At 67.6% G+C, this 20,812-nt stretch carries 19 protein-coding genes and 1 pseudogene; 7 read left to right on the plus strand and 13 right to left on the minus strand.

The annotated features are described in order from the left end of the window. Nucleotides 1-82: 82 nt before the first annotated feature. A complete protein-coding gene (locus tag O3W51_RS35990; protein WP_138357727.1) occupies nucleotides 83-1,681 on the plus strand; it encodes an MDR family MFS transporter in 1,599 nt (532 codons plus the stop codon). A 72-nt stretch (nucleotides 1,682-1,753) separates the two neighbouring features. Here O3W51_RS35990 and O3W51_RS35995 read toward each other — a convergent pair whose 3' ends face one another. The 3 genes from O3W51_RS35995 to O3W51_RS36005 all read right to left on the minus strand — a co-directional run bounded on the left by O3W51_RS35995 (nucleotide 1,754) and on the right by O3W51_RS36005 (nucleotide 5,313). Continuing rightward, nucleotides 1,754-2,698 carry an NAD(P)/FAD-dependent oxidoreductase gene (locus O3W51_RS35995; protein WP_138357728.1) on the minus strand — a complete coding sequence of 315 codons (945 nt, stop codon included), beginning with the start codon at nucleotides 2,696-2,698 and terminating at the stop codon, nucleotides 1,754-1,756. Nucleotides 2,699-2,767: 69 nt separating this feature from the next. After that, the gene (locus O3W51_RS36000) at nucleotides 2,768-4,012 is read right to left on the minus strand and encodes a cytochrome P450 (protein WP_138357729.1); all 1,245 of its coding nucleotides are present in this window, start codon (nucleotides 4,010-4,012) and stop codon (nucleotides 2,768-2,770) included. Between the two features lie 50 nt (nucleotides 4,013-4,062). Next, nucleotides 4,063-5,313 carry an NAD(P)/FAD-dependent oxidoreductase gene (locus O3W51_RS36005; protein WP_269288395.1) on the minus strand — a complete coding sequence of 417 codons (1,251 nt, stop codon included), beginning with the start codon at nucleotides 5,311-5,313 and terminating at the stop codon, nucleotides 4,063-4,065. Between the two features lie 204 nt (nucleotides 5,314-5,517). On the opposite strand from O3W51_RS36005, the gene O3W51_RS36010 reads away from it, so the two are divergent. From O3W51_RS36010 to O3W51_RS36020, 3 genes are all read left to right on the plus strand, one after another. After that, a complete protein-coding gene (locus O3W51_RS36010) occupies nucleotides 5,518-6,450 on the plus strand; it encodes a TIGR03619 family F420-dependent LLM class oxidoreductase (RefSeq protein WP_187145101.1) in 933 nt (310 codons plus the stop codon). 56 nt (nucleotides 6,451-6,506) lie between these two features. Further along, complete coding sequence (locus tag O3W51_RS36015) at nucleotides 6,507-7,388, plus strand: hypothetical protein (protein ID WP_138357732.1); 882 nt, start codon at nucleotides 6,507-6,509, stop codon at nucleotides 7,386-7,388. A 141-nt stretch (nucleotides 7,389-7,529) separates the two neighbouring features. Further along, a complete protein-coding gene (locus O3W51_RS36020) occupies nucleotides 7,530-8,171 on the plus strand; it encodes a class I SAM-dependent methyltransferase (protein ID WP_138357733.1) in 642 nt (213 codons plus the stop codon). Nucleotides 8,172-8,318: 147 nt separating this feature from the next. Here the strand turns inward: O3W51_RS36020 and O3W51_RS36025 are convergent, their stop codons facing one another. From O3W51_RS36025 to O3W51_RS36065, 9 genes are all read right to left on the minus strand, one after another. After that, on the minus strand, nucleotides 8,319-9,320 hold the full coding sequence (locus O3W51_RS36025; protein WP_138357734.1) for a beta-ketoacyl-ACP synthase 3: 1,002 nt from the start codon (nucleotides 9,318-9,320) through the stop codon (nucleotides 8,319-8,321). Continuing rightward, nucleotides 9,317-10,072, minus strand: a complete 756-nt coding sequence (locus O3W51_RS36030) for a thioesterase II family protein (RefSeq protein WP_138357735.1) — start codon at nucleotides 10,070-10,072, stop codon at nucleotides 9,317-9,319. Before O3W51_RS36030 ends, O3W51_RS36025 begins: the two co-directional genes overlap by 4 nt. Next, a complete protein-coding gene (locus O3W51_RS36035; protein WP_269288397.1) occupies nucleotides 10,069-11,832 on the minus strand; it encodes an AMP-binding protein in 1,764 nt (587 codons plus the stop codon). The genes O3W51_RS36030 and O3W51_RS36035 overlap by 4 nt, the downstream gene beginning before the upstream one ends. Nucleotides 11,833-11,873: 41 nt before the next feature. After that, nucleotides 11,874-12,719 (minus strand): ABC transporter permease, encoded by an 846-nt coding sequence (locus O3W51_RS36040; RefSeq protein ID WP_138357737.1) that lies wholly within the window; start codon nucleotides 12,717-12,719, stop codon nucleotides 11,874-11,876. Next, nucleotides 12,716-13,726 carry an ATP-binding cassette domain-containing protein gene (locus O3W51_RS36045; RefSeq protein ID WP_269288399.1) on the minus strand — a complete coding sequence of 337 codons (1,011 nt, stop codon included), beginning with the start codon at nucleotides 13,724-13,726 and terminating at the stop codon, nucleotides 12,716-12,718. Before O3W51_RS36045 ends, O3W51_RS36040 begins: the two co-directional genes overlap by 4 nt. Nucleotides 13,727-13,907: 181 nt before the next feature. Further along, entirely contained in the window at nucleotides 13,908-15,983 is a 2,076-nt protein-coding gene (locus O3W51_RS36050) for an MMPL family transporter (RefSeq protein WP_187145102.1), read from the minus strand. 256 nt (nucleotides 15,984-16,239) lie between these two features. Further along, nucleotides 16,240-16,947, minus strand: coding sequence for a M56 family metallopeptidase (locus O3W51_RS36055; RefSeq protein WP_187145103.1), 708 nt, complete (start codon nucleotides 16,945-16,947; stop codon nucleotides 16,240-16,242). 131 nt (nucleotides 16,948-17,078) lie between these two features. Continuing rightward, complete coding sequence (locus O3W51_RS36060; protein WP_138359303.1) at nucleotides 17,079-17,459, minus strand: BlaI/MecI/CopY family transcriptional regulator; 381 nt, start codon at nucleotides 17,457-17,459, stop codon at nucleotides 17,079-17,081. A 105-nt stretch (nucleotides 17,460-17,564) separates the two neighbouring features. Beyond that, a complete protein-coding gene (locus O3W51_RS36065; protein WP_138359301.1) occupies nucleotides 17,565-18,272 on the minus strand; it encodes a response regulator transcription factor in 708 nt (235 codons plus the stop codon). A 330-nt stretch (nucleotides 18,273-18,602) separates the two neighbouring features. Between O3W51_RS36065 and O3W51_RS49030 the strand changes: the two are divergent. Continuing rightward, a pseudogene (locus tag O3W51_RS49030) lies at nucleotides 18,603-18,893 on the plus strand (acyl-CoA thioesterase domain-containing protein); the annotation flags it as partial. A gap of 60 nt (nucleotides 18,894-18,953) precedes the next feature. Further along, nucleotides 18,954-19,364, plus strand: a complete 411-nt coding sequence (locus O3W51_RS48560; RefSeq protein ID WP_331284116.1) for a hypothetical protein — start codon at nucleotides 18,954-18,956, stop codon at nucleotides 19,362-19,364. A 31-nt stretch (nucleotides 19,365-19,395) separates the two neighbouring features. Here the strand turns inward: O3W51_RS48560 and O3W51_RS36075 are convergent, their stop codons facing one another. Next, nucleotides 19,396-20,136, minus strand: coding sequence for a 4'-phosphopantetheinyl transferase superfamily protein (locus tag O3W51_RS36075; RefSeq protein ID WP_138359297.1), 741 nt, complete (start codon nucleotides 20,134-20,136; stop codon nucleotides 19,396-19,398). 225 nt (nucleotides 20,137-20,361) lie between these two features. On the opposite strand from O3W51_RS36075, the gene O3W51_RS36080 reads away from it, so the two are divergent. After that, nucleotides 20,362-20,812, plus strand: a 451-nt coding sequence (locus O3W51_RS36080) for an acyl carrier protein (protein ID WP_269288402.1), incomplete at its 3' end; no start/stop codon positions are given.

The raw sequence follows: 20,812 nt of genomic DNA on the forward strand, positions 1-20,812 counted from the left end.
ATGTGTAGTATTAAGGAGTCCGCTGATCCGACGGGCGCCGGACGTATGGGCGTCTCTCTCACGATTCCTCCGGGTGGTTGCCATGTCTGATAAAGCCCAAGCTCCCCCCGTAGCACCGGCATTGGAGCGCCGACGGACCAACCTGGCCATCGTCGGTCTGGCCATCGGCATGCTGCTGAGCACGCTGGACCAGACAATCGTCGCGACGGCTCTGCCGTCGGTGGCCACTGATCTGGGCAGCCTGGGATCGGTGACCTGGGTGGTCAGCGCCTATCTCCTCACCACGACGGCCTCGGCACCGCTCTACGGGAAGCTGAGTGACATCTACGGTCGGCGCCGAATGGTTCTCATTGCGTTGGGCATCTTCATCACGGCCTCCGCCCTCTGTGGACTGGCTCCCAACGTCGGGTCGCTGGTGACACTTCGTGTGATCCAGGGACTCGGCGGGGGAGGGCTGCTGACACTGGGCAGTGCGGCCATCGCCGGCCTGGTGCCGCTCCACGAGCGGGGCAAAGCCCTCAGCTACACCGGTACCGTCTTCGCCATCGGCAGCGTGGGAGGCCCCCTCCTGGGCGGGGTGTTCACCGACTACCTCAACTGGCGATGGGTGTTCTACATCAACATTCCGATCGGACTGATCGGGCTCCTGCTGATCATCCGGTACTTCACCGCCGAACACACTCCGGTCCGCGGGGCGATCGACTTCCTGGGATCTGCTCTGCTGGTCTCGGCGGTCACCTGCGTCATGCTGGTCACCGTCTGGGGCGGCAGGGACTACGCCTGGGGATCGGCCCAGATCGCCGGACTCCTGGTGATCGGCGCCGTGTTGATCGCGGTGTTCGTGTGGTGGGAGCACCGGGCCCCCAACCCCGTCCTGCCCCCGCACCTGTTTCGCGCGCCGGCCTTCCGATTCGCCGTCCCCGCCTCTCTGGTGCTGGGCATGCTGCTGCTCGGCGCGGTGGTGTTCCTGCCCCAGTTCTTCCAGGCGGTGCGCGGGATGAGCGCGGCCACCTCCGGCCTGGCCCTGACCCCGCTCATGCTCGGGGTGTGCATCACGATGACCCTGGTGGGCCGCCGTGTCACCGCTACCGGCCACTACCGGCCCTTCCCGATCATCGGCGCGTCGTTGACCCTGGTCGGCTTCGCGGCGCTGACCCAGCTTGACGGCTCGACACCGGACTGGCAGATGGCCGCGGAGATGTTCGTCCTGGGCGCCGGCATCGGATTCCAGATTCAGCTTCTGGTACTCGTCATGCAGAACTCCGCCGAACCCCAGGACCTCGGCGTGGCGTCCTCCACCGCCATGTTCTGCCGATCCATGGGAGGGGCGGTGGGAACCGCCCTGTTCAGTACGATCCTGGTGCGTCAGCTCTCCGACCGCTTGGCAACCTCTTCCGCCGGGGCCCTGGCTCCCGGCGCGTCGCCCGACCGCCTCGTCCGCCAGGCCATGACCTCCAGCTCGACCCTGTCGCCGGCGGTCCACTCCGCCTTCTCGCAGGCTTTCGCGGATTCCATCCACGTGGTCTTCGTCTGGGCCCTGCCACTGGCCGGTGTGCTACTGATCCTTACGATCCTGGCACCCTCGGTTCCGCTGTGGACGGTGGAATTCCTGCGCAAGTTCAAGGAGGACCACGAAGCCAAGCTCGCCCAGGCCCGGGAGCAGGCTCCGGCCGAGAGCTGATACAGCGCCACGTAGTGCAGGTCCGAACCCCCGCGGGTCCGGACCTGCACTACGTGGTTCGGGAGGGCCGCATCAGCGTCGCGCGATGGCGGCTTCCTTGAGGTGCTGCATCTCCGCCCCAAGGAACTCCTGATCCATGACCACCGCGCTCAAAGCGCCGGCGGACGCCGCGTGGACGATCTGCGTGGCCGCGAACGGCAACCCCTCGCGGCGGGCCAGATCCCCGGCAGCGAACACCCCCTGCACGGATGTCTGCTGAAAGTCATTGACCACCACGCTGCCGTCCTCGAAGAACGTGCAGCCCAGCATCTCGGGCAACCTGCTGCCCTGGCGGGTGAACGGCCGCAGGAACAGCGCGTCGCATTCCAGGGTGTCGCCGTCGTCGAAGACCACCGCGCGCAGGCGGCCTCCACGCTCGTCCAGCCGGTCGATCGGTTCCTCGTGCAGACCCATGCCCTGGGAGACCATCAGGCGCAGTAGTTCTTCGTCCTCGATGGGAGCTCCACCGGTACACAGAACGAGGTCCTCGCACAGCCGGAACATCTGCACGGCGAGGCGCAACGCACCGCTGTCGCCGCCCAGGACGGCGACGCGCCGCCCGCCCGCCTCGTATCCGTCGCAGTACGTGCAGTTGAACGCGCTCACCCCCCAGATTTCGGCCAGGCCCGGCACATCGGGCAATCGGTCGATCATTCCGGTGGCGAGCAGTAGCCGACGCCCTTGGGCCTCGCTGCCGTCCTGAAAACCGACGGTGAACGCGCCGGCTGTGCCCTCGGCTGCCAGGACCATGCTGTCGCGCAGCTCGACACCGTCGTATCCGGCGAGTTCCTTGCGTCCTGCGGTGCGCAGCTCATCGGGGGGCATGCCGTCGCGCGTGAGGAACCCGTGGCTGTTCGGGGCGCTCCGGTTCCGTCCGGCGCCGGCGTCGCACACCAGGGCGGTGCGACGGGAGCGCCCCAGGGTCAGCGCGGCACTGAGTCCAGCGGGACCGCCGCCGATGATGATTACGTCGTGCATAAAAGCCTCCACTCTTCCTACTACGCAACCGTAGTAGGAAGAGTGGAGGGTGGCAACCGTTCCCGCCCCTCAGCGGCCGGTCACCCGCAGGTCCAGGCGGATCAGGCGGCGTTGGATGAAGACCGGCAGCCACTCCTGCCGGTCGCTGACCGGCTCGAATTGCAGCTGACGGCGCGCCAGTTCCTCCAGGACCATGCGTCCTTGGGCCTTCACCAGGGCAGCCCCGACGCAGTAGTGCAGGCCGTGCCCCAGTGCCAGGTGCCGGATTCCCGGCCGGGTGATGTCGAAGTGATCGGGGTCCTGATAGACGTGCGGGTCCCGGTTGGCCGCTGCCACCAAGGTCAGTACGCGACTGTGTTCCGGGATGAGCCGTCCCGCGATCTCGATGGGTGCGGCGGCCCACCGACCGCCGCCGGCGGTGGCCAGCTGCAATGGGCTCTCGAAGCGCAGCACTTCGTTGGCGGCCTGCCCCGCCAGTTCTGGCGTGGAACGCAGCAGGTCGAACTGATCGGGATGCGCGAGCAGGGTGTTGAGGGCATTGGCGATGAGGCCGACCAGGGTGTCGTGCCCCGAGACGAAGATCAGGGCAGCCATTGCGTGGAGTTCGGCCTGGGTGATCACGCCCTCGGCCTCGGCGGCCAGAAGGGGCATGAGGAGCCCCTGGCCGCCGGAGACCCGGAGTCGTTCCGACAGAGCGCCGAAGTAGTGGTCGAATCCCAGATATGCCTCGGTGGCTCCCTCCACCGCTCCGGGCCTTGAAGGGATGTCGGCCGCCGGAACCATCGCCTGGGACCATGGCTTGAGCATCTCCAGATCCGCTGCCGGAACCCCCATGGTCTCGCCGATGATGCGCAGCGCGACGGGGTAGGCGAGATCGTCGACCACATCGAACTGGCGGCCCGGCTCCAGGTCGTCCAGCACCGCACAGGCCACCTCCCGGCCACGAGCCATAGCAGCGTCCAGTGCCACAGGGGTGAACGCGTGACGTACCAGCGCCCGTAGCCGGGTGTGGTCCGGCGGGTCGGCGAACAACATGGTGCGTTGCATCGGCAACAGAGCGGCCGGCACCACCGAAGCCAGGAGCGCGGCCACCGCCGGCGGCGGTTCGACCGTCAGACGGGGATCGGCCAGCACCGCGGTGGCATCAGCGTGCCGGGCCACGACATGGGCCTCCATGTAGTCCCAGTACACCGGGCCTCCCATGGACAGGATTCGCCGGTAGTGCGGATACGGGTCCTGGCGGAACTGATCGGAGTAGGGATGGAAATCCTCCAGGACCGGTGTTTCGGCGGTCCGTGGCATCGTCTCGAGCACGGGGTCTCCCTTCCAAGGAGGCGGGGTGATGAGGCCGAGCTGCTCATCGCTCAGCCAGTCGCGGCAGCCTGGCGTGTCAGAGTGAGCTCCCGGTCGCCGACGTCCTTGGAGCGTTCCACCAACCCGCCCATGTGCTCGTCGGAGAAGAACTCGATGACCGAGGTGGTGCCGGCGACCAGGCCCAGGAAGGCGTTCGCCTCGGCCTGGTCGTACGACAGGACGGTGAAGGCCTGACGCATCCGGTCGCTGAACTGCAGAGTCGCGGCCAGGCAGGTGAACTCGTAGAGCGCGGCGGTGGCCTGGTTACGGGTCTCCTCGTAGTTGGCCATCTCCTGATCCCACTCCCCGGTGCCGGTCAGTACCCGGTGCAGCGCGGTTGACAGCACGTCGGCGTCCCGGAAGGCGTCGGCGATTCCCTGTCCGGTGACCGGATCCTTGTGGAACCCGGCGTCCCCGGCCAGCGCCCAACCGGTGCCGTACGGGCGGCGGTAGAAGTTCGGCAGGTCCTTGGTACCGGTGAACTTCTCCATCTGCTGTCCGTGCTCGCGCATCTCCTTGCCCAGTTCAGGGCAGGTGTCCTCGATGATCTGGTGGTAGGTGCCCTCCACGTCGGCGCGGTAGCGGCCGAACTCCGCGTTCGGCAGTGCGCAGACGATCAGGCAGGCGTCGCCGTGCGTGGGCATGACCGCGACCTGCTGTTCATTGCCCAGGTAGACCTCGTAACCGCGCTTGAGCCCGGTCCAGTACGTGTAGTAGGCCACCGTGATCGACGGGCGCTCCTTGTAGACCTCGGCGTTCATCGTCCGGGCGACCAGGGACCGGTGCCCGTCCGCTCCGACGACGGCACGCGCCCGAAGCTCCTCTTCCTGTCCTCCGTGACTGCGGCCGCGAACACCCACCACGGTGCCGTCCTCGATGATCAGTTCGCGGACGGTGAAGCCCTCGCGGATCTCCGCCCCGGCCTCGCGGGCGGCGTCCACCAGCATGGCGTCCAGCACGATGCGCCGCGGGGCATAAGCCTCCGCGACACCGTCGTAGGCCGGCGCGCTGCCGCGGATCGGCAGGTCGCCGTACCACCAGACCGCCTCGGTGATGGGCGGGCAGCCGGTCGCGGCCAGTCGGTCGAGCAGACCCCATGACCGCAGCCGGGCCAGTCCGCTCTGGTGCATGAAGTGGGTGGACATGGTGTCTGAAGGGAACTCGGCCCGGTCCAGCACCAGTACCCGGTGCCCCTTCCGGGCGAGCAGCATGGCGGTGGGGGAGCCGGCACAGCGGGCTCCGACCACGATGACGTCGTACATGCAGCCTCCGGAGAACTCGCGGGTGGTAATCGTCCCCGTAAGCGAACCGGCACACCGGCCCGGGTGAAAGACCCGACCAGAGGCCCCGAACGGTCACCTTGGGGCGGGCCGGATCGGAGGCTGCGTTGGTGCTGCTCCGCTGAGGCTGGCTCACGTGACGGCGCCTCACCCATGGTGGCAGCTCTGTCTCTTACGGAGGAGTCCATGGATATCGGGATCTCACTGCCCACAGTGGGTCCGGCGGGCCGGCGCAAGTACGTGCTCCAGGTAGCGGAGGCAGCTGACCGACTCGGCTTCCACTCACTGTGGATCAGCAGTCACGTCGCCCTGCCCGCCGAGCGCCATTCCACCTGTCTCTACCCGCGAGCCACCACATCCGACGCTTACAACTGGGGTGTCGCCTGGCTCGACCCGATCGCCGTCATGGGAGTGGTCGCAGGCGCGACCGAGCGCATCCGCATCGGCACCCACGTCCTTGCCCTGCCCTATCGGAATCCCGTCATCCTCGCCGGGGAACTCGCGGCGCTGGACCAACTGTCCGAGGGGCGGATCGACCTGGGTGCGGGTATCGGGTGGATGGACGAGGAGTTCGCCGCAGTCGGCATCCCGCGCCGCGAGCGCGGAGCTCGTACCGACGAGGCCATTGCCGTGATGAGGACCCTGTGGTCCGCTGCCGACCCGGTGTCCTTCCACGGCCGCTTCAGCACCGTTGACGACATGTGGCTGACCAGCCGGCCGTATCGTCCCGGCGGGCCGCCCATCCACGTCGGTGGTAACTCCGACCCGGCCCTGCGGCGTGTCGGCCGGCTGGGGGACGGCTGGCTCGGCCATGAGGTCTACCCGGAGGAGATTCCCCCGGCTCGTGACCTGATCCACCGCCATGCGGAAGAGGCCGGACGGGACCCGGGCACCATCATGCTCTCCGCCCGGCGAGGGCTGATTCCGCCATTCCCCGTCATGAACTTCATGTCGGACCGGAACAACCTCAGCGGCACTCCCGCCGACCTCGCGGAGACCTTCGACGCCTATCGCGAGAACGGCATTTCGATGATGGTCCTCGACCTCAATCTGAGGCCCCAGGAGATCGTCGACACCCTGGAATGGCTGTCCAAGGACGTCCTTCCGCTGCTGTCCTGACCGCCGCCCGCCCGCTGGGAGCGCAGCGGGCGGCACCCACCACGGAAGGAATTCCGATGCTCCGTCCTGCCAGGCTCCGGCGCAGCCGCCGTGTCCGCCTCCTCAACATCCTGCCCGTCGTCCTGGTCCTGCTCGCCGCCGGCGCATTCATCTATGCCTCCAAGGCCCCGCAGACGCTGTTCTCCCCCAAACTCACCGCGATCAGCATCGACCAGGCCGTGGAGCAATACCGGCAGCATCCGACGGCGCTGCGGGAGGACCTCCACCTGCCGACCAAGATGCCCGTCGCTCCCAATGCCGCGCTGGCCGGCTTCACAGCACCCGCTCCGGGGGTGTATACCTACGCCACCCAGGGGCAGGACTGGGTCGAGTACAACGGGCAGAAGTACGTCCGTCCATTTCCCGCGGTCAGTCCGGCCACGGTGCTGCGCTCCAGCGGGTGTGGCTGGGAGCTCTACTTCCAGACGGGCAAGGAGTACACCGACGGACACCGCCAGTGCAGTGCGCCCGGTGAATTCCTGTGCATGGCGCATATCTCCGAGATCACCTTCGGATCGGTGCACCGAGCGATGACGCACGTGTGCAATCCCGGCATGGTCCAGGTAGGTGGCAAGGCCGTCGGCCCTGGTGGGCGCCAGTCCACCATCTGCTATGCGTCGGGCATGGACTCTTCCCGCATCGACATTCTGTTCAAGAACACAGAGACCGTCATGGTGGGCGGCAAGCCGGTCCAGGCCTACCACGTCGAGCTGGACAGCTCCGTCCAGGGCGAGTTGAACGGCACCGCGGTGGCCGACGTCTGGTTTGAGACACATACCGGCACCTATCTGAAAATGATCCGTAAGCAAGACACCAGCTCAAAGCTCCCTGACGGATCGAAGGTCAACTACAGGGTGCGCGTGACCTACGAACTCCAGTCGCTGACGCCTCGTATCTGACATCCTTGACGCCCAGGACCCGCGGACCGTCCCACGGACTGCGGGTCCTGAGGTATCGCTCCAAGCGGTATCGGGAAGTGAACGGGCAGTAGCCGTCGGCTTCCCGGCCGGGGGCAGGATGCGAACGCGGAGGTGGACGCCATGCCGGTGCCCGTCGACGGCGAAACAAGAACCAGCGGTCGGTTCACCGGGTTGTTCGAACGGTGCGGCTATGCCGTGGAACGCAGATGCGCCGGCCATGCCCGATCGGACTTGGTGAGCCCGCTGTTCGGGCGCGTTCTGGAATTGAGTGCGGGAAGCGGGGAGAATCTGGCCCACTACCAATGGGCCACTCACGTAGTCGCCGCGGAACCCTCCCGGGCACTGCGCGCGCGTCTGCAGAGTAATGTCTCCCGGTCGCGAGTCCCCGTTACCGTTGTGGACGCCACCGCTGATGATCTGCCTTTCCCTGATGCCAGTTTCGACGCCGTGGTGGCGATACTGACCTTGTGCAGCGTGAAGGACCAGGCCCGAGCGCTCTCCGAGATCCGCCGCGTCCTCACCCTGGACGGCACGCTGGTCTTTCTGGAACATGTGCGCTCCCGGAATCCCTGGGTGGCCGGTGCCCAGAGCGCAGTTACTCCTCTGGTGCGCCATATGGCAGCCGGCTGCCGCCTCAACCGCGATACCGTCACGGCCATTGGTGCGGCCGGCTTCGCCATCAGCATCCTCGACACGGTTCGCCCCAACACCTGGACGCCGTTGATGAGCACCTTCGTGCGAGGGCGCGCCTATGTGCCCTGATCGGTGATCCTGGGAAGTCGGTGACGAGTGGCTGGCCTCGCAGAGGGCCCGCGCCGGGCTTTTCGTAACAGGAACAGGCTGTTCAGCACGAGGTGGAGGGCAGGTCCCGCAGCGGACCTGCCCTCCATCACGCGCTGAACCACCAGCTCAGGGCAGCCGCACCACCTGGGCTGCGTGTGCCAGCCCGGCCCCGAATCCCAGAAGCAGAGCCAGGCCTCCCGCAGGAGCCTTTCCACTGGCCAGCAACTCCTCCATGGCCATGGGTATGGAGGCCGCCGATGTGTCACCCATTTCGACCAGATCCCGGGCGATGGCCACTCGGCGCGGGAGGTTCAGAGCCCGGGCGATGCCGTCCACGATCCTTTGGTTGGCCTGGTGGGGGATGAAGGCATCCAATTCCGAGGCCTTCACCTCGGCCAGGTCAAGAGCGGTCTGGGCGATCTGCGGGAGTTCCGACATCGCCCAGCGAAACACCTGGGTTCCGTCCATCCGCAGGTAGGGCCAGCTGTTGGTGGCCTGTGACCGCAGACTCACCCACGCTTCGCCGCGGCTGGCCAGACCGCGCTCGGACTCCTCGGGGCGCCAGCTGACTGGGCCTATGCCCAGCTGGCGGGACGGCCCCACGACCATGGCGCCGGCGCCGTCGCCGAACAGTGCCGCAGTGCTGCGGTCGCGTGGGTCGACGATGTCCAGCATCCGCTCGGTGCCGACCACCAGGACGCACCGTGCCTGCTCGGTGACGACGGCATTGCGGGCCAGCGCCAACGCCGAGGTGAAGCCCGCGCAGACGGCGGAGATGTCGGAGATGGTCGCTCGTCTGGTCGGCAGCCGCTGGGCCAGTTCGCTGGACACCGGTGGATGGCCACCGGGCCGGCTCATCGTGGTGACGATGATGTGATCCACTTCGCCCGGTCGGAAACCTGCGGAGGCCAGCGCCTTGGCCGACGCGGCATGCGCCATGGCTGCGAGTGATTCGCTGGGAGCCGCCCTCCGACGACTGCGGATCCCTGAGCGCAGAACGACCGCCCGGCCTGCGGCATCCAGCACCTGGCACAGTTCGTCGTTGTCCAGCACTCGGGCCGGACGGTAGGCGCCCACGCCCAGAATGGCGGCGTTCGGTGCCGTGACGGCCCGCGGAGCCCGCGTCACCGCCGGTCCCAAGGCGGTGTCTCGGCGTGCGCCAGGACATCCTGAACGAGACCGATGGGGTCGTCGTGCAGGAAGAAGTGGTCACCCGGCCGGGTGGCGAGGGAGAAGCCGCCCAGCGTGTGCAGTTGCCAGGCCTGCATGGCAGCAGGCCCTGCCTGGGGGTCATCCGCGCCGGCGTAGGCCAGTACGCGGCAGCTGAGCGGTGGTCCTGAGGTGAACCGGTAGGTCTCACAGGCGGCGAAGTCCGCACGCAGTCGCGGCTCGGTCGCCAGCCGGAGTTCCGGGCTGCGGAGCACCTCCGGGGGCGTGCCGCCGAGCGCCCCGACCTCCTGCCAGAAGGATCCGGACGCCAAGGTGTGCACCGGCGGTCGCTGCCGTGCCAGATGAGGAGCGGCGTGGGCGGCGACCACGAGCACTTGCGGGCCGCGCACGCCGCGTCGGTGGAGCTCGCGCACTGTCTCGAAGGCGACCAGGCTCCCCATGCTGTGCCCGAGGAAGATGGCACCAGGGCCGGGCCGCAGCCGGTCGGCGATCGCGGATGCCACCGCGGTGATGCTGCGGGCGCCGCCGGGAGCCGGGTCGGGATAACCGACCGCGTGCACCCGCACCTGCCCGGCCAGCGCGGTGTTCCATGGGAGGAACGTGGGGACACCGCCGCCCGCATGCGGGAAGCAGTACAGATCCGGTACGGGATGTACGGATGCGTCCTGTGCCTGGGCGGGCGGTAGCAGGCGGACCGTGGCGGCGGTCATCGCCCGGAGCCCGTCGTCTGCGCCCCGGTAGAGGCATTGCGTGCGGCCCGCCCCAGCACCGGCAGGGAGTTCGCCTGGTAGAGCTCCCGACACCGTCCGCGCTGTCGCTTGCCCGAGGTGGTCTTGGGCACGGTGGAGGCCGGACAGATCAGCACCTCGTGCGGAGGCACCGGCAGTTGACGGCGCAGATGATCCATCAGACGCCGCGCGAGGGCGTCGGCCTGGCCGGCCGGCACGCGGCCCTCGGCCACCAGGATCATCCTGTCGGTGGCGTGGTCGTAGAAGGCAGCGGTATTGCCCATCCGGATACCGTCCACGGATTCGGCCTCCGCTTCGAAGTCCTCGGGGTAGATGTTGCGGCCATTGAGAATGATCATGTCCTTGCGGCGGCCGCAGACCACGAGGCCCTGTTCGCCCATGTAGCCCAGGTCACCGGTACGCAGCCATCCGTCGACCAGGATCTCCTCGGTTCCCCGGGGGTCGTTCCAGTACCCGGAGGTGACGCACTGGCCTGAGATGTAGACCTCTCCGACGTGCCCGTCGGGGAGATCGGATCCGTCCTCGGCCCGTATGGCCAGCCGGGTGCCGGGTATCGGATGACCGCAGGCCACCAGCCGGCGGTTCCCGGGTGCGTCGGCCGGGACCGGGACTGCGCGGCCCTGGACCTCCAGCGCGTCGCGGTCCACCCAGGCCACGGCCAGAGGGGTATCGGTGGGCAGCATGGTCACGCAGAGCGTTGCTTCGGCCAGCCCGAACACGGGGCATGGCACTGTCGGCCGCATCCCGTAGCGTTCGGCAGCGGTGGTGAAGGCAGTGAGGCTCTCGACGTCGATAGGCTCGGCGCCGTTGACCGCCCATTTCAGGCAGGACAGATCGAGCTTGCGCTGGGTGTTCCGCAAGAGGCGCCCCGCGAGCGCGTAGGCGAAGTTCGGGGCGCCGATGAGCGAGACCCGGTAGCGCGAGATCGCACTGAGCCAGGACAGGGGGCTCGCGACGAAGTCCTCCGGCGATTGCACCACCACGTCGTTGCCCCGTGCCACGCAGCCGAGCAGTCCGATGATGCCCATGTCGTGGTTGAGCGGCAGCCAGGTCATGCCGACCTCATCGGGCCCCACACCGTAGCCGTGCCAGACCGCTGCCATGTTGGACAGCACGTTGTGGTGGCTGAGCATCACGGCGCGCGAGGACTTGGTCGTCCCCGAGGTGAACTGGAGCAGTGCGGTGGCCTGGGGATCCTGAGGCAGCGGCGGCGCGGATCCGGGTCCACCCGCGGCCAGATCACTCATGGCCGCGACGCGGCGCTCCGGCCGCGCCAGATCCCGGAAGAGCTCCGCATAGGCGTCGGCGACGCCCAGGACCCGGGCGTCCACCGCCTCGACGCGCCGGCCGATGTCCGCAAGGAAGCCGTCCAGCTCGCCTCGCCTGCGTGGCAGAGGTAGCAGTACCGGAATCGCCCCGGCGTACCAGACACCGAACAGCGTCCGCAGCAGCGGTTCATCGGTCCCTGACAGCAGACAGACCCGGTCGCCAGGTCGCACCCCGTCTGCCACCAGTCCGGCGGCGACGCGCTGAGCGCTGTCATGCAATTCGCGATATGTCAGGCGGCACTCGGTGAGATCGCCGTCGACCAGGAAGATGCCCTTGTCAGTGAGCGCGGCGCGGGTCAGAGTCGCGGGTACGGTAACGGACCCGAAGAACACAGCGGGCTCGATGGCGGAGGAAGTCGTCGCAGAAGAGATCGGCTCGACCTGGGTGACCATAGAAACTCCTCGAAACTCCACGGACGGCGGTGGCGGGCTCCTCAGCGCTCGACGGCGCGCCGGAACAGCGGGATGACGAAGCCTTGGGTGAGCGCGATACCGACGACGAGTACGGCGGCGGCGGGCAGCAGGGCATGCGCTGTGACCGGTCCGGTCATCAGCGCTCGCGCGCCTTCGGTGACGTAGGTGAACGGGTTGTAGTGCGCCAGGGAGGCCAGCCAGCCCGGTTGCAGGGACGTGGGCATGGCCGCCGTGCTGGTGAACATCAGCAGGATGAACAGCGGGGACATCGCCAATGGGGCCTGAGGGTTCCAGGTGGTCAGCGCAACGATGTAGAAGAGTCCGCCGTACGCCACCGACCAGGCGCTGCACATCACCAGCAGCCCCACCACGGACGCCGGGCCGGATTCCAGACGGGCTCCCAGGGCCAGACCCACCAGGAGCACGACGACTGCGGCGGGCAGTACTCGCAGGGCGTCGAAGATGATCCGGGACAGCAGAATCGCGGACGGGCGCACGTTCAGAAGCCGCAGCCGCTGGAGGAATCCGGTCTGGACGTCCAGCACGAGAGCGGTGGCGGAGTATCCGGAGCCCATCATGCCGGCCAGCAGCATCATGCCCGGGGCCATGTAGGCGGTGTAGGGCTGGATGGGAAAGCTCTCCAGGGACGAGACCCGGGCGTACGACGAGGCGACGAGGGTCTCGGCGAAGAGCGGGAACAGCACGGGAAAGATGAAGGCGATCACCGGGCTGCGCAAAGCCTCGCGGATATTGCGGCGCAGCAGCATCCATACCTCGCCCGCGAGGTGATTCTGGGACACGCTCTGGGAGGTGCCGTGGGGTGTGCGCCACGCCGCGGTGTCCGGAGCTACATCGGTGTCGGTCACGTCCGGTTTCCCTTACCCCTGGTGGTGGCCAGGCTCCTGCCGAGAGCGGCGAGCCCGGCGGCGGTCTGTGCTTCGCCGTCGGTGGCGGGCGCGGAACCGGTGAGGCGGACGAAGACGTCCTCCAAGGTCGGTTCCTCGATGCTGTAGGCGGTCTCGGGTACTCCGAGGCAGGCGAGCCGGTCGATGGTCTTGAGCAGGAGACCGGGAGCTGCCGCGTCCAGGGTCACTCCGTCAGGTCCTGCGGTCGCAGACGGCCCGAACTCCGCGAGGACACGCAGGTGTTCGTCGCCGTCGGTGGGGCGCACCTGGACCCGTTTTCCTCCGTAGCGGGCTTTGAGCCGGCGAGGAGTGTCCAGGACCGCGACCCGGCCGCGGTCCATGACCGCGATCCGATCGGCCAGGACATCGGCCTCCTCCAGGTACTGCGTGGTGAGCAGTACGGTGCCGCCGTTGACGGCGAAGGCGCGGACCCAGCCCCACAGGGCACGCCGGCTCTGCGGGTCCAGGCCGGTGGTCGGCTCATCCAGGAACAGCACGTCCGGGTCGCGCATCAGGGCCAGAGCGAGGTCCAGCCGACGACGTGTACCGCCGGAACAGACGGCCACGACCTTGTCCATGGCACTGCCGAGTCCGAACAGGTCGATGAGTTCCTCAGCGCGCGCGGTGGCGCCCGAGGTGCTCAGTCCGGCCAGCCGGCCAATGAAGGCCAGGTGCTCGCGGCCGGTCATCAGCTCGTCGAGTGCGACCTGTTGCAGGGACGCGCCGATCCGTGCGCGAACCGAGGTGCGCTCGCGCACCACATCGTGTCCGCACACCTGGGCGGATCCGCTGGTGGGCGTCTCCAAGGTGGTGAGCAGGTTGATCAGAGTGGTCTTACCGGCGCCGTTCCGTCCCAGACAGCCGAACGTCTCGCCGCGCGGAATATCGAACGTGAGATCGTCCAGGGCCTGTGTGCCGTCCGGATAGACCTTTCCCAACGACTGGAGCGCGATGGCCGCGTTCCCCATGGTCGTCTCCTCCCTGGCCGGCCGGTAGGACCGGCTCCTGGCGAAGCGAGCATCGCGCGTGGGCGGCTACGGCGCACAGTCCACTCCGGGCGGCCTTTGTAAGCACGAAGGCCGATCGGACGTAGTGCCCGATCGGCCATGCCGCACGGCCGGAAAGGGCCGACGTGGGGAGAAGTGAGGTTCAGTCGGTGACAGGCAGCGGAGAGGGATCTCCGGTCGCCGTCGAGGAGGCGCGTCCTGCGCTGCGGCGCGGCCACCAGACAGCATCCCCGAGGTCGAGAACGAGAGCCGGCACCAGCAGCGAGCGGACAACGATGGCGTCCAGGAGTACGCCGAAGGCAACGGCGAAGCCGACTTCGGCCAGGGGGACGAACGGGAGGACTGCGAGGGCCGCGAAGGTACCGGCGAGAACCACGCCGGCCGAGGTGATCACTCCACCGGTGCCCTCCAGCGCCCGCAGCATGCCGATTCTGGTGCCGTGCTGCGCGCTCTCCTCCCGCACTCGGTGCATCAAGAAGATGTTGTAGTCGACGCCGAGGGCCACGAGAAAGATGAACACATACAACGGGATGGACGGGTTGATGCCGGCGTAGCCCATGACGTGGTCGAAGAACGCCGTACTCGTGCCGAATGCCGCGGCGAAGCTGAGTACGACGGTCAACACCAGCAGCAGCGGTCCTAGGACGGCGCGCAGCAGCAGCATGAGGATCAGCAGGATGACACCGAGGACGAGCGGGGCGATGACCGCGTCATCACGCGCTGCCGCTGCGCGGGTGTCCACCTGGGTCGCTGTCGGTCCGCCCACCCACGCCTGGCTGCCGATTTCGGCCGCCAGCCGCGAACGCAAGGTGCGGACCGTGGCCAATGCCCGCCCGCTGTACGGGTCGTCGCCCAGGACGGTGATGATCTCCGTTCGCTGACCGATGTGCCGCGTGGCGGTCACTTCGTTCACCCCCGGGGTGCGTTCCACGACGGCGATGGTCCTCGCGGCCAGTTCGGAAGGCACCACGACCGACGTCGGCGCTGAGGCGCCTGCGGGGAAGCTGCCGGCGATCAGTTTCTGGCCGGTCACCGCATCGACCGAGGACGGAAACTCGTTGAGCGGATTCAGTTGGGTGGACGCGCCGAGCAGTGCTGCCGCCATCACCAGGAGCACCGCGGCGGTTCCTGCCCAGACCGTCCGGGGCCGCTTGGCCACTGTTGCCCCGATTCGCGCCCACAGTGCGGTGCGGTTCGCCGCGACGGCTCCTACCCGAGGGACCAGGGGCCAGAAGAGCCAGCGGCCGAACAGAGCCAACAGCGCGGGCAGCAAGGTCATTGTCACCAGGTAGACCACGGTGACGCCCATGGCCGCCACGGGACCCAGACCGCGGTCGGAGTTGAGTTCGGCGGCCAGCAGACAGAGCATGCCGGCCACGACCGTGCCGGCCGAGGCCGTGATGGCACCCACGCTGCGACGCAGTGCTTCAGCCAGCGCCTCATGGCGGTCGGCGTGCACCCGCAACTCCTCGCGGTAGCGGGAGATCAGGAGCAGGGCGTAGTCCGTTCCGGCGCCGAAGGCCAGCACCGTCAGAATGCCCGCGGAGAGGTCCGACACGGTGCCGCCGTTGCTTCCGTAGCCGTAGACGGCCGCCTGAGCGACGCGCAGTCCAAGACCCACGGTGAACAGCGGCAGCAACCAGAGCACCGGGCTGCGATACGTCAGCAGCAGCAACACAGCGACGACCAGAGCGGTCGCGTACAGCAACGTGGTGCCCACGCCGGAGAAGATCTCCGCATGGTCCAGCTGAAGCCCTGCTGCTCCTGTCACGCGCACCTGGAGGCCGTCGCGGTCGGCGGCGTTTTCGCGCAGTGCCTTGACGGTGTCCTTCAGTTGGTCGTCGCCCGCTTTCCGGTCGACGGCGATGGTGTACACGGCTGTCGTGCCGTCCGGGGCGACGTGCACGGGACCGGGTTGCTGCGCGCCGGGCAGTCGCAGCGCGACGATCCGCCGGCGCTCCTGGTCGAGCCGCTGCCGATCGGTGGCGGTGAGTCCGCTGTCGCGGTGGTAGACGAGGACCGCGTCCAAGGCGTCCCCGCCGGGGGCGGTCCTCAGGACCGCACTTACCTGCGTCGATTGGGAACTGCGTGGCAGGAAGGACATCTCGTCGGTCTTCTCGACCGACGTCAGACGGTTGGCGAAGGATCCCAGGGCGACGGCGAGCAGGAGCCAGCACACCAGCACCGGCCACTTGCCTCGTCGTAAGGCTGTCCCCAACCGAGTCCGACCGTCAGAAGCCGGCAGGTCATGGGCGTGGGCTGACGCGTTGCGCGGCCTGGTCTGTGAAGGAGACATGGCATCTCGCATCCGGGATGTCGGGAACGAACGGACCGGAGAACGGCCCGGGAGGGCGACGCTCCATCCAAACTACTACGCTACCGTAGTAGTAAATAGTGTTCCGGACAAACGAGGGCCCCGGCGATGCCGGGGCTCCTCCTGGATCGGTCTGGGCTCGTGCGCGAGCGGGAAGGCGTCAGGGGCAGCCCAGGACGTAGATCGCGCTGACGGCGACCATGGCGACCGCCGCCATCCCGAGGGAACTGCGGAGCATCAGGCTCCAGGTCAGCGGAGGGGAGGGGACGGTCTGCCCCTCCAGGTGCGCGATGCGGGCCCCCAGGAGTGCGGGGTTTGCCATGGCAGCCGTCACGGGGTCCGGTCCGGCCTCTCGTGAAACCGCCAGCAACGCCCCGGCGACGGCTCGGCAGCCGCATGCGTCGAGGGCATGGCGGTCGGCCCGCAGCTCCTGGCGCATCACCTGAACCGACTGCCAGTAGCGGACCAGCGGAACATACCAAAAGGTCGCCGAGGCAACGGCCAACAGGCTGCGGCGTAGCGGGTCCAGGCGCCGCAGGTGTGCTTCCTCGTGTCGCAGTACGGCTTCGAGTTGTTCAGGAGCGAGTTCCTCGATCAACAGCCGGGAGACGGCGATACGGGGCCGGCCGGCGCCGTATGTGAACGCCGTCGTCCGTGGGTCGTCGATCTCGACCACCCGGTCGAGCATTCCGAGGGGGCCCGCAGCCTCGATCAGCGGCGGGGAAGCGGGCAGGGTGGATCGCTCGATGGTTCGGTGCAGGGCGCGAGTGTCGCGCCCCCATCGGATGAGGAGCAGATGCGAGACCGACCATCCGATGGCCGCGAGCGCCAGGGCGGCCAGTACGGCACCACGCCTCCAGCCGTTCAACGCCCCGGCCCCTCGGGTTGTGACGAAGGAGAAAGCCACGAACATGAAGAATGCGGTCCCGGCCAACCGCACGGCCAGGCCTGCCGCGGGTAGCCACACGCCCCATTGGGCACGGTGGGTGGAGCCGCCGATCACTTGCGGTCGCCTTCTTGCATCAGGCGCTCCAGCCGGGCCATGAGGTCTGGGGCGTTGCGGGCCTCGTCGACGAAGTGCGCGACGGCGGCCGCCCCGAATCCGCGGATCACCTCGCGGACCGCCAATGCCGCCTCGTCGGCGACCGCGGCGGTATAGGCATAGCCCCGGCCTTCCTTGGTGCGCGCGGCAGCGCCCTTGTCGGCCAGTCGGGAGAGCACAGTCATCACAGTGGTGTAGGCAAGCGGGGTTCCGCGGGTGCCGTTGAGGGCGTCGAGGACGTCCCGGACGGAGACCGGGGCCGGTGCACTCCACAGCACGTTCATGATCTCGACCTCGAGAGGGCCGAGAACGAGACCAGTGGGAGCAGGTTCGGACATCACATCCTCAATCTACTACGCAAGCGTGGTAGACGATAGCTCTGCTCGGGGTCCCCCCGGGCCGGCCCCTTGGGGAAGGCCGGCCCGGGGAGACCCCGGGGTGGGTCACGGAACCTGGGGCACCAGACCGTCCCGCAGAGCCATCGCGACCGCCAAGGTCCTGTTGGAGCAGTTCAGCTTTGCAAGAACGTTCGCAACGTGCCGCTTTGCCCCGTGCTCCGAAATGTTCAGCCGTCGTGCGATCTGCTTGTTGCTGTAGCCATCCACCAGGAGCGCAAGCGCCTCCTGCTCGCGCGGAGTGAGGAAGAGCCCGCGCGGCGCCTTGTCCCTGCGACGCACCATGGACAGCAGCTCGCGGGCCAGGGCCGTCGGCATTGGCATCTCGCCCCGTAGAAGCCGGCTGAGGGCATCCTGCAAGACCTCGGGAGTGAGACCCGTCTCGAGCAGGAACCCATCCGCGTACTGTGCGGCGGCCTGGATCATCGCTTCGTCGCCGGCATTGCTGAGCAGCAACAACAGCTTTCCGCCCGCGGCGTGAACCTGTGTGCTGAGCTGTGCCAAATCACCGTTGAGAGCCGAGGATGCCACCACTACGTCCTGCGGAGACTGCTGCAACAGGTTCAGCGCCTCGCGGTGAGTCCCGCAACCGGTCGTCTGATGCACGGTGGGGAGAGCGTCGAGCATGGAGCACAGACCCCAACGCACAACATCGTTGTCAAGCGCGACGAGCAGCTTGAGGTGACTACATCGAGCCATGTCGTCCAGCTCGCGAACGGGTTCTGTCTGGGTCTGTTGGATCGCCTCGGTGGTCATGCGGTGCCCCCATGCGAAATGCGGTCGGGCGTGCCCGGCCGTTCGGGTACAGGTGGTTGTGCGGGTTGCGGCACAGGATCCTGGAGGGAGTGCTCAGGGGGAACGACCGATAGGGCCTGCTGAACCCCCGTGTGCAGCAAGTGGGTTGACCGGGTGTGGTGCCCGGTCGGCGCTCGAACAAGTGAGCTACATGGTGCTTCTGGTTCTATATATACTACGACCCTGTAGTGGTAATCCAGGGGTCCTTGACCGCTAGAGGCCAAACCCCCCTCCGGTATCCGTCATACCGGACCAAAGTCAGCGGCCGCAGGCCAAACGGAGGGCAGATCGATGGATGACGAGGCGTTCTACCGTCCGCTGGGAGACGACTCCTTCCGTCCGACCGTCTGCGCTCAAGGCCCTACCCATCAGTACGGGGGAGCCGTCGCTGCTTTGCTCATCAAGGCGGCAGAGGACTCTGTTGCCGCTCCTGGGTTCCAACTGACCCGAGCCACATGCGACTTCCTGGGACCGGTTCCGATCGCGGATGTCACGATCGCGGCGCACACGGCCCGCCAAGGCGCCAGCCTCCAACTCGTCGTCGCTGAACTCTCTGTCGCAGGCAAGACGTGTGCCACTTTGAGGGGTTGGTGGATGCGATCCACTCGGCTCGACCTCCCCCGGCAGGATGAGGAGCGGCCGGTGCCCGTCATACCGCCCGCGCAGCCGCATCCCCGACCACCGTTCGGCTACCTCCGGGCCTCCGAGCGCCGATTCGTGCGAGGAGACTTCCTCGAGCCGGGGCCGGTGTTCGTCTGGTCCCGTACCCCGCTGCCGCTGGTCGCCGGGATACCTGCCACTCGCCTGCAACACCTGTTCATCAACACCGACATCGCCTGCGGTGTCAGCTCCGTGCTCGACTGGAACGAATTCGTCTTCGCCAACGTCGATCTGACGCTCCACCTTCACCGGCAACCCACCGGTGAATGGACCGGACTGGACGCCACGACGCACATCAGTGACCACGGCACCGGCACCACCCACACCCAACTGTGGGACGAAAAGGGCCTCATCGGGAGTGCCGCTCAGGCCCTGTACGTCGCCCGCCGCTGAGCGTGCAGTCGGCGGACGAAGGCCTCGTCCCTCAGATCTGTTCCATGATCTCCGAACCGTCACGTTCCCACAGAGTGATGTCGCCAGGGCTCGAGACGGCTACCGCCCCTACATAGCCGGCGCCAAGCGGACTGGACAGCATGCGCAACCGCATCTGTGCCTTGGCTACACCCTCCGGCCATGCCAGGACTCTTGGGGGCTCGCCAGGACCGGAGACAATCAAGGTCTCGGGCGGCACCACCAGGCCGCAGCCCAGGGCCTTCAGGACCGCTTCCTTGCGCGTCCAATGGGCGAGTAGGGCCTCGGCCTGTTCGGCCGCCGGTACCCGATCCAGTTGCCGGTGCTCCATCGCCGACAGCGTCGCGGCGGCGATCCGGTTCAGGTTCTTCAGCGGTCGGACGCGCTCGATGTCCACGCCGGTCGAGGCATCACCGACGGCGACGACGACGCGGCCGGCGGTATGAGACAGCGAGACCTCCAGATCCGGGCCATGACGCGCCTGCACTCGCGGTTTGCCGTGCGGTTCACCGCATTGCGTGCAACTTCGCACGATCAGAACGTGATCCGCCGGTTCTCGTAGGTACCCCGATGCCAGGACCCGCAGCAGGCAGTGCGCCGTGCTGAAGCGATCTCGGTCGGCAGGCTTCGACAGCCGCTCCATCCGAATGCGCTCCTGGTCGTCCAGTAGCTGGAGCATCGCTGGCACCGATGAACGAACCGGAGCCCACCACACATGACAGGACCCGGCGTCCGGCCGAGTCAAACCCGCCATCTCATTGCTTCCTCTCCCGGAGGTCCGCGAGCCTCAATCCAACACGAAGAGGGGCAGGGCAGGCCATAGCGCTCCGCCGCCCCGAGTGAGTAGTAGCCGACCGGGCAGGGCGCCCGCACATGTGAGGCATCGCCCATCGCCCCGCCAGGCGGGGCTTAATCCTGGGGCGGAACTCGACCATGCTGGTCCGTTGTGAACTCGCCCGTCAGCCGTGGAGGAATCGCCGTGGACGTCAGCCCTGCCATTACGGAAATCACGACCGCCGCGGGATCCGGGCCGGAAGCGGCTGGAGGCACGCTCTCGGACTCGCAGCAGCTTCAGTTGCGCGCACTGTGCGCCCAGGTAAGTCCCGACTGGGACGAGTCCAGTACGGACGGCGACACGCCGCTGTACTTCGAATCAATCGCGGCTGCAGAACTCAAAGCCCTCATTGAGGCCCAGTTCCACGCCAGCCTTCCCCTCGTCGAGCTCATCGAAGAGCCGACGCTGAACAGCCTGATCGACCTGATAAGCGCCGCACTGGAATCCGGCACGACCCCCGACGACCTTCCGGTGTTGGTGGGGGATGTGGGGGGTCGGTTTGAGGCGTTTGGTTTGACTGATGTGCAGCATGCGTATTGGTTGGGTCGTTCTGGGTTGTTTGAGTTGGGGCAGGTGTCGACTCATTTGTATGTGC

Source organism: Streptomyces sp. H39-C1 (genome assembly GCF_027158125.1).
Classification (GTDB): Bacteria; Actinomycetota; Actinomycetes; order Streptomycetales; family Streptomycetaceae; genus Actinacidiphila; species Actinacidiphila fildesensis.

What these genes read in the sequence shown, in the direction of transcription:
- O3W51_RS36020 (WP_138357733.1), top strand. Translation starts at nt 7,530, where the DNA reads ATGCCGGTGCCCGTCGACGGCGAAACAAGAACCAGCGGTCGGTTCACC.
- O3W51_RS36060 (WP_138359303.1), bottom strand. Translation starts at nt 17,459, where the DNA reads ATGTCCGAACCTGCTCCCACTGGTCTCGTTCTCGGCCCTCTCGAGGTC.
- O3W51_RS35995 (WP_138357728.1), bottom strand. Translation starts at nt 2,698, where the DNA reads ATGCACGACGTAATCATCATCGGCGGCGGTCCCGCTGGACTCAGTGCC.
- O3W51_RS36030 (WP_138357735.1), bottom strand. Translation starts at nt 10,072, where the DNA reads ATGACCGCCGCCACGGTCCGCCTGCTACCGCCCGCCCAGGCACAGGAC.
- O3W51_RS36035 (WP_269288397.1), bottom strand. Translation starts at nt 11,832, where the DNA reads ATGGTCACCCAGGTCGAGCCGATCTCTTCTGCGACGACTTCCTCCGCC.
- O3W51_RS36075 (WP_138359297.1), bottom strand. Translation starts at nt 20,136, where the DNA reads ATGGCGGGTTTGACTCGGCCGGACGCCGGGTCCTGTCATGTGTGGTGG.
- O3W51_RS36005 (WP_269288395.1), bottom strand. Translation starts at nt 5,313, where the DNA reads ATGTACGACGTCATCGTGGTCGGAGCCCGCTGTGCCGGCTCCCCCACC.
- O3W51_RS36045 (WP_269288399.1), bottom strand. Translation starts at nt 13,726, where the DNA reads ATGGGGAACGCGGCCATCGCGCTCCAGTCGTTGGGAAAGGTCTATCCG.
- O3W51_RS36015 (WP_138357732.1), top strand. Translation starts at nt 6,507, where the DNA reads ATGCTCCGTCCTGCCAGGCTCCGGCGCAGCCGCCGTGTCCGCCTCCTC.
- O3W51_RS36065 (WP_138359301.1), bottom strand. Translation starts at nt 18,272, where the DNA reads ATGACCACCGAGGCGATCCAACAGACCCAGACAGAACCCGTTCGCGAG.
- O3W51_RS36010 (WP_187145101.1), top strand. Translation starts at nt 5,518, where the DNA reads ATGGATATCGGGATCTCACTGCCCACAGTGGGTCCGGCGGGCCGGCGC.
- O3W51_RS35990 (WP_138357727.1), top strand. Translation starts at nt 83, where the DNA reads ATGTCTGATAAAGCCCAAGCTCCCCCCGTAGCACCGGCATTGGAGCGC.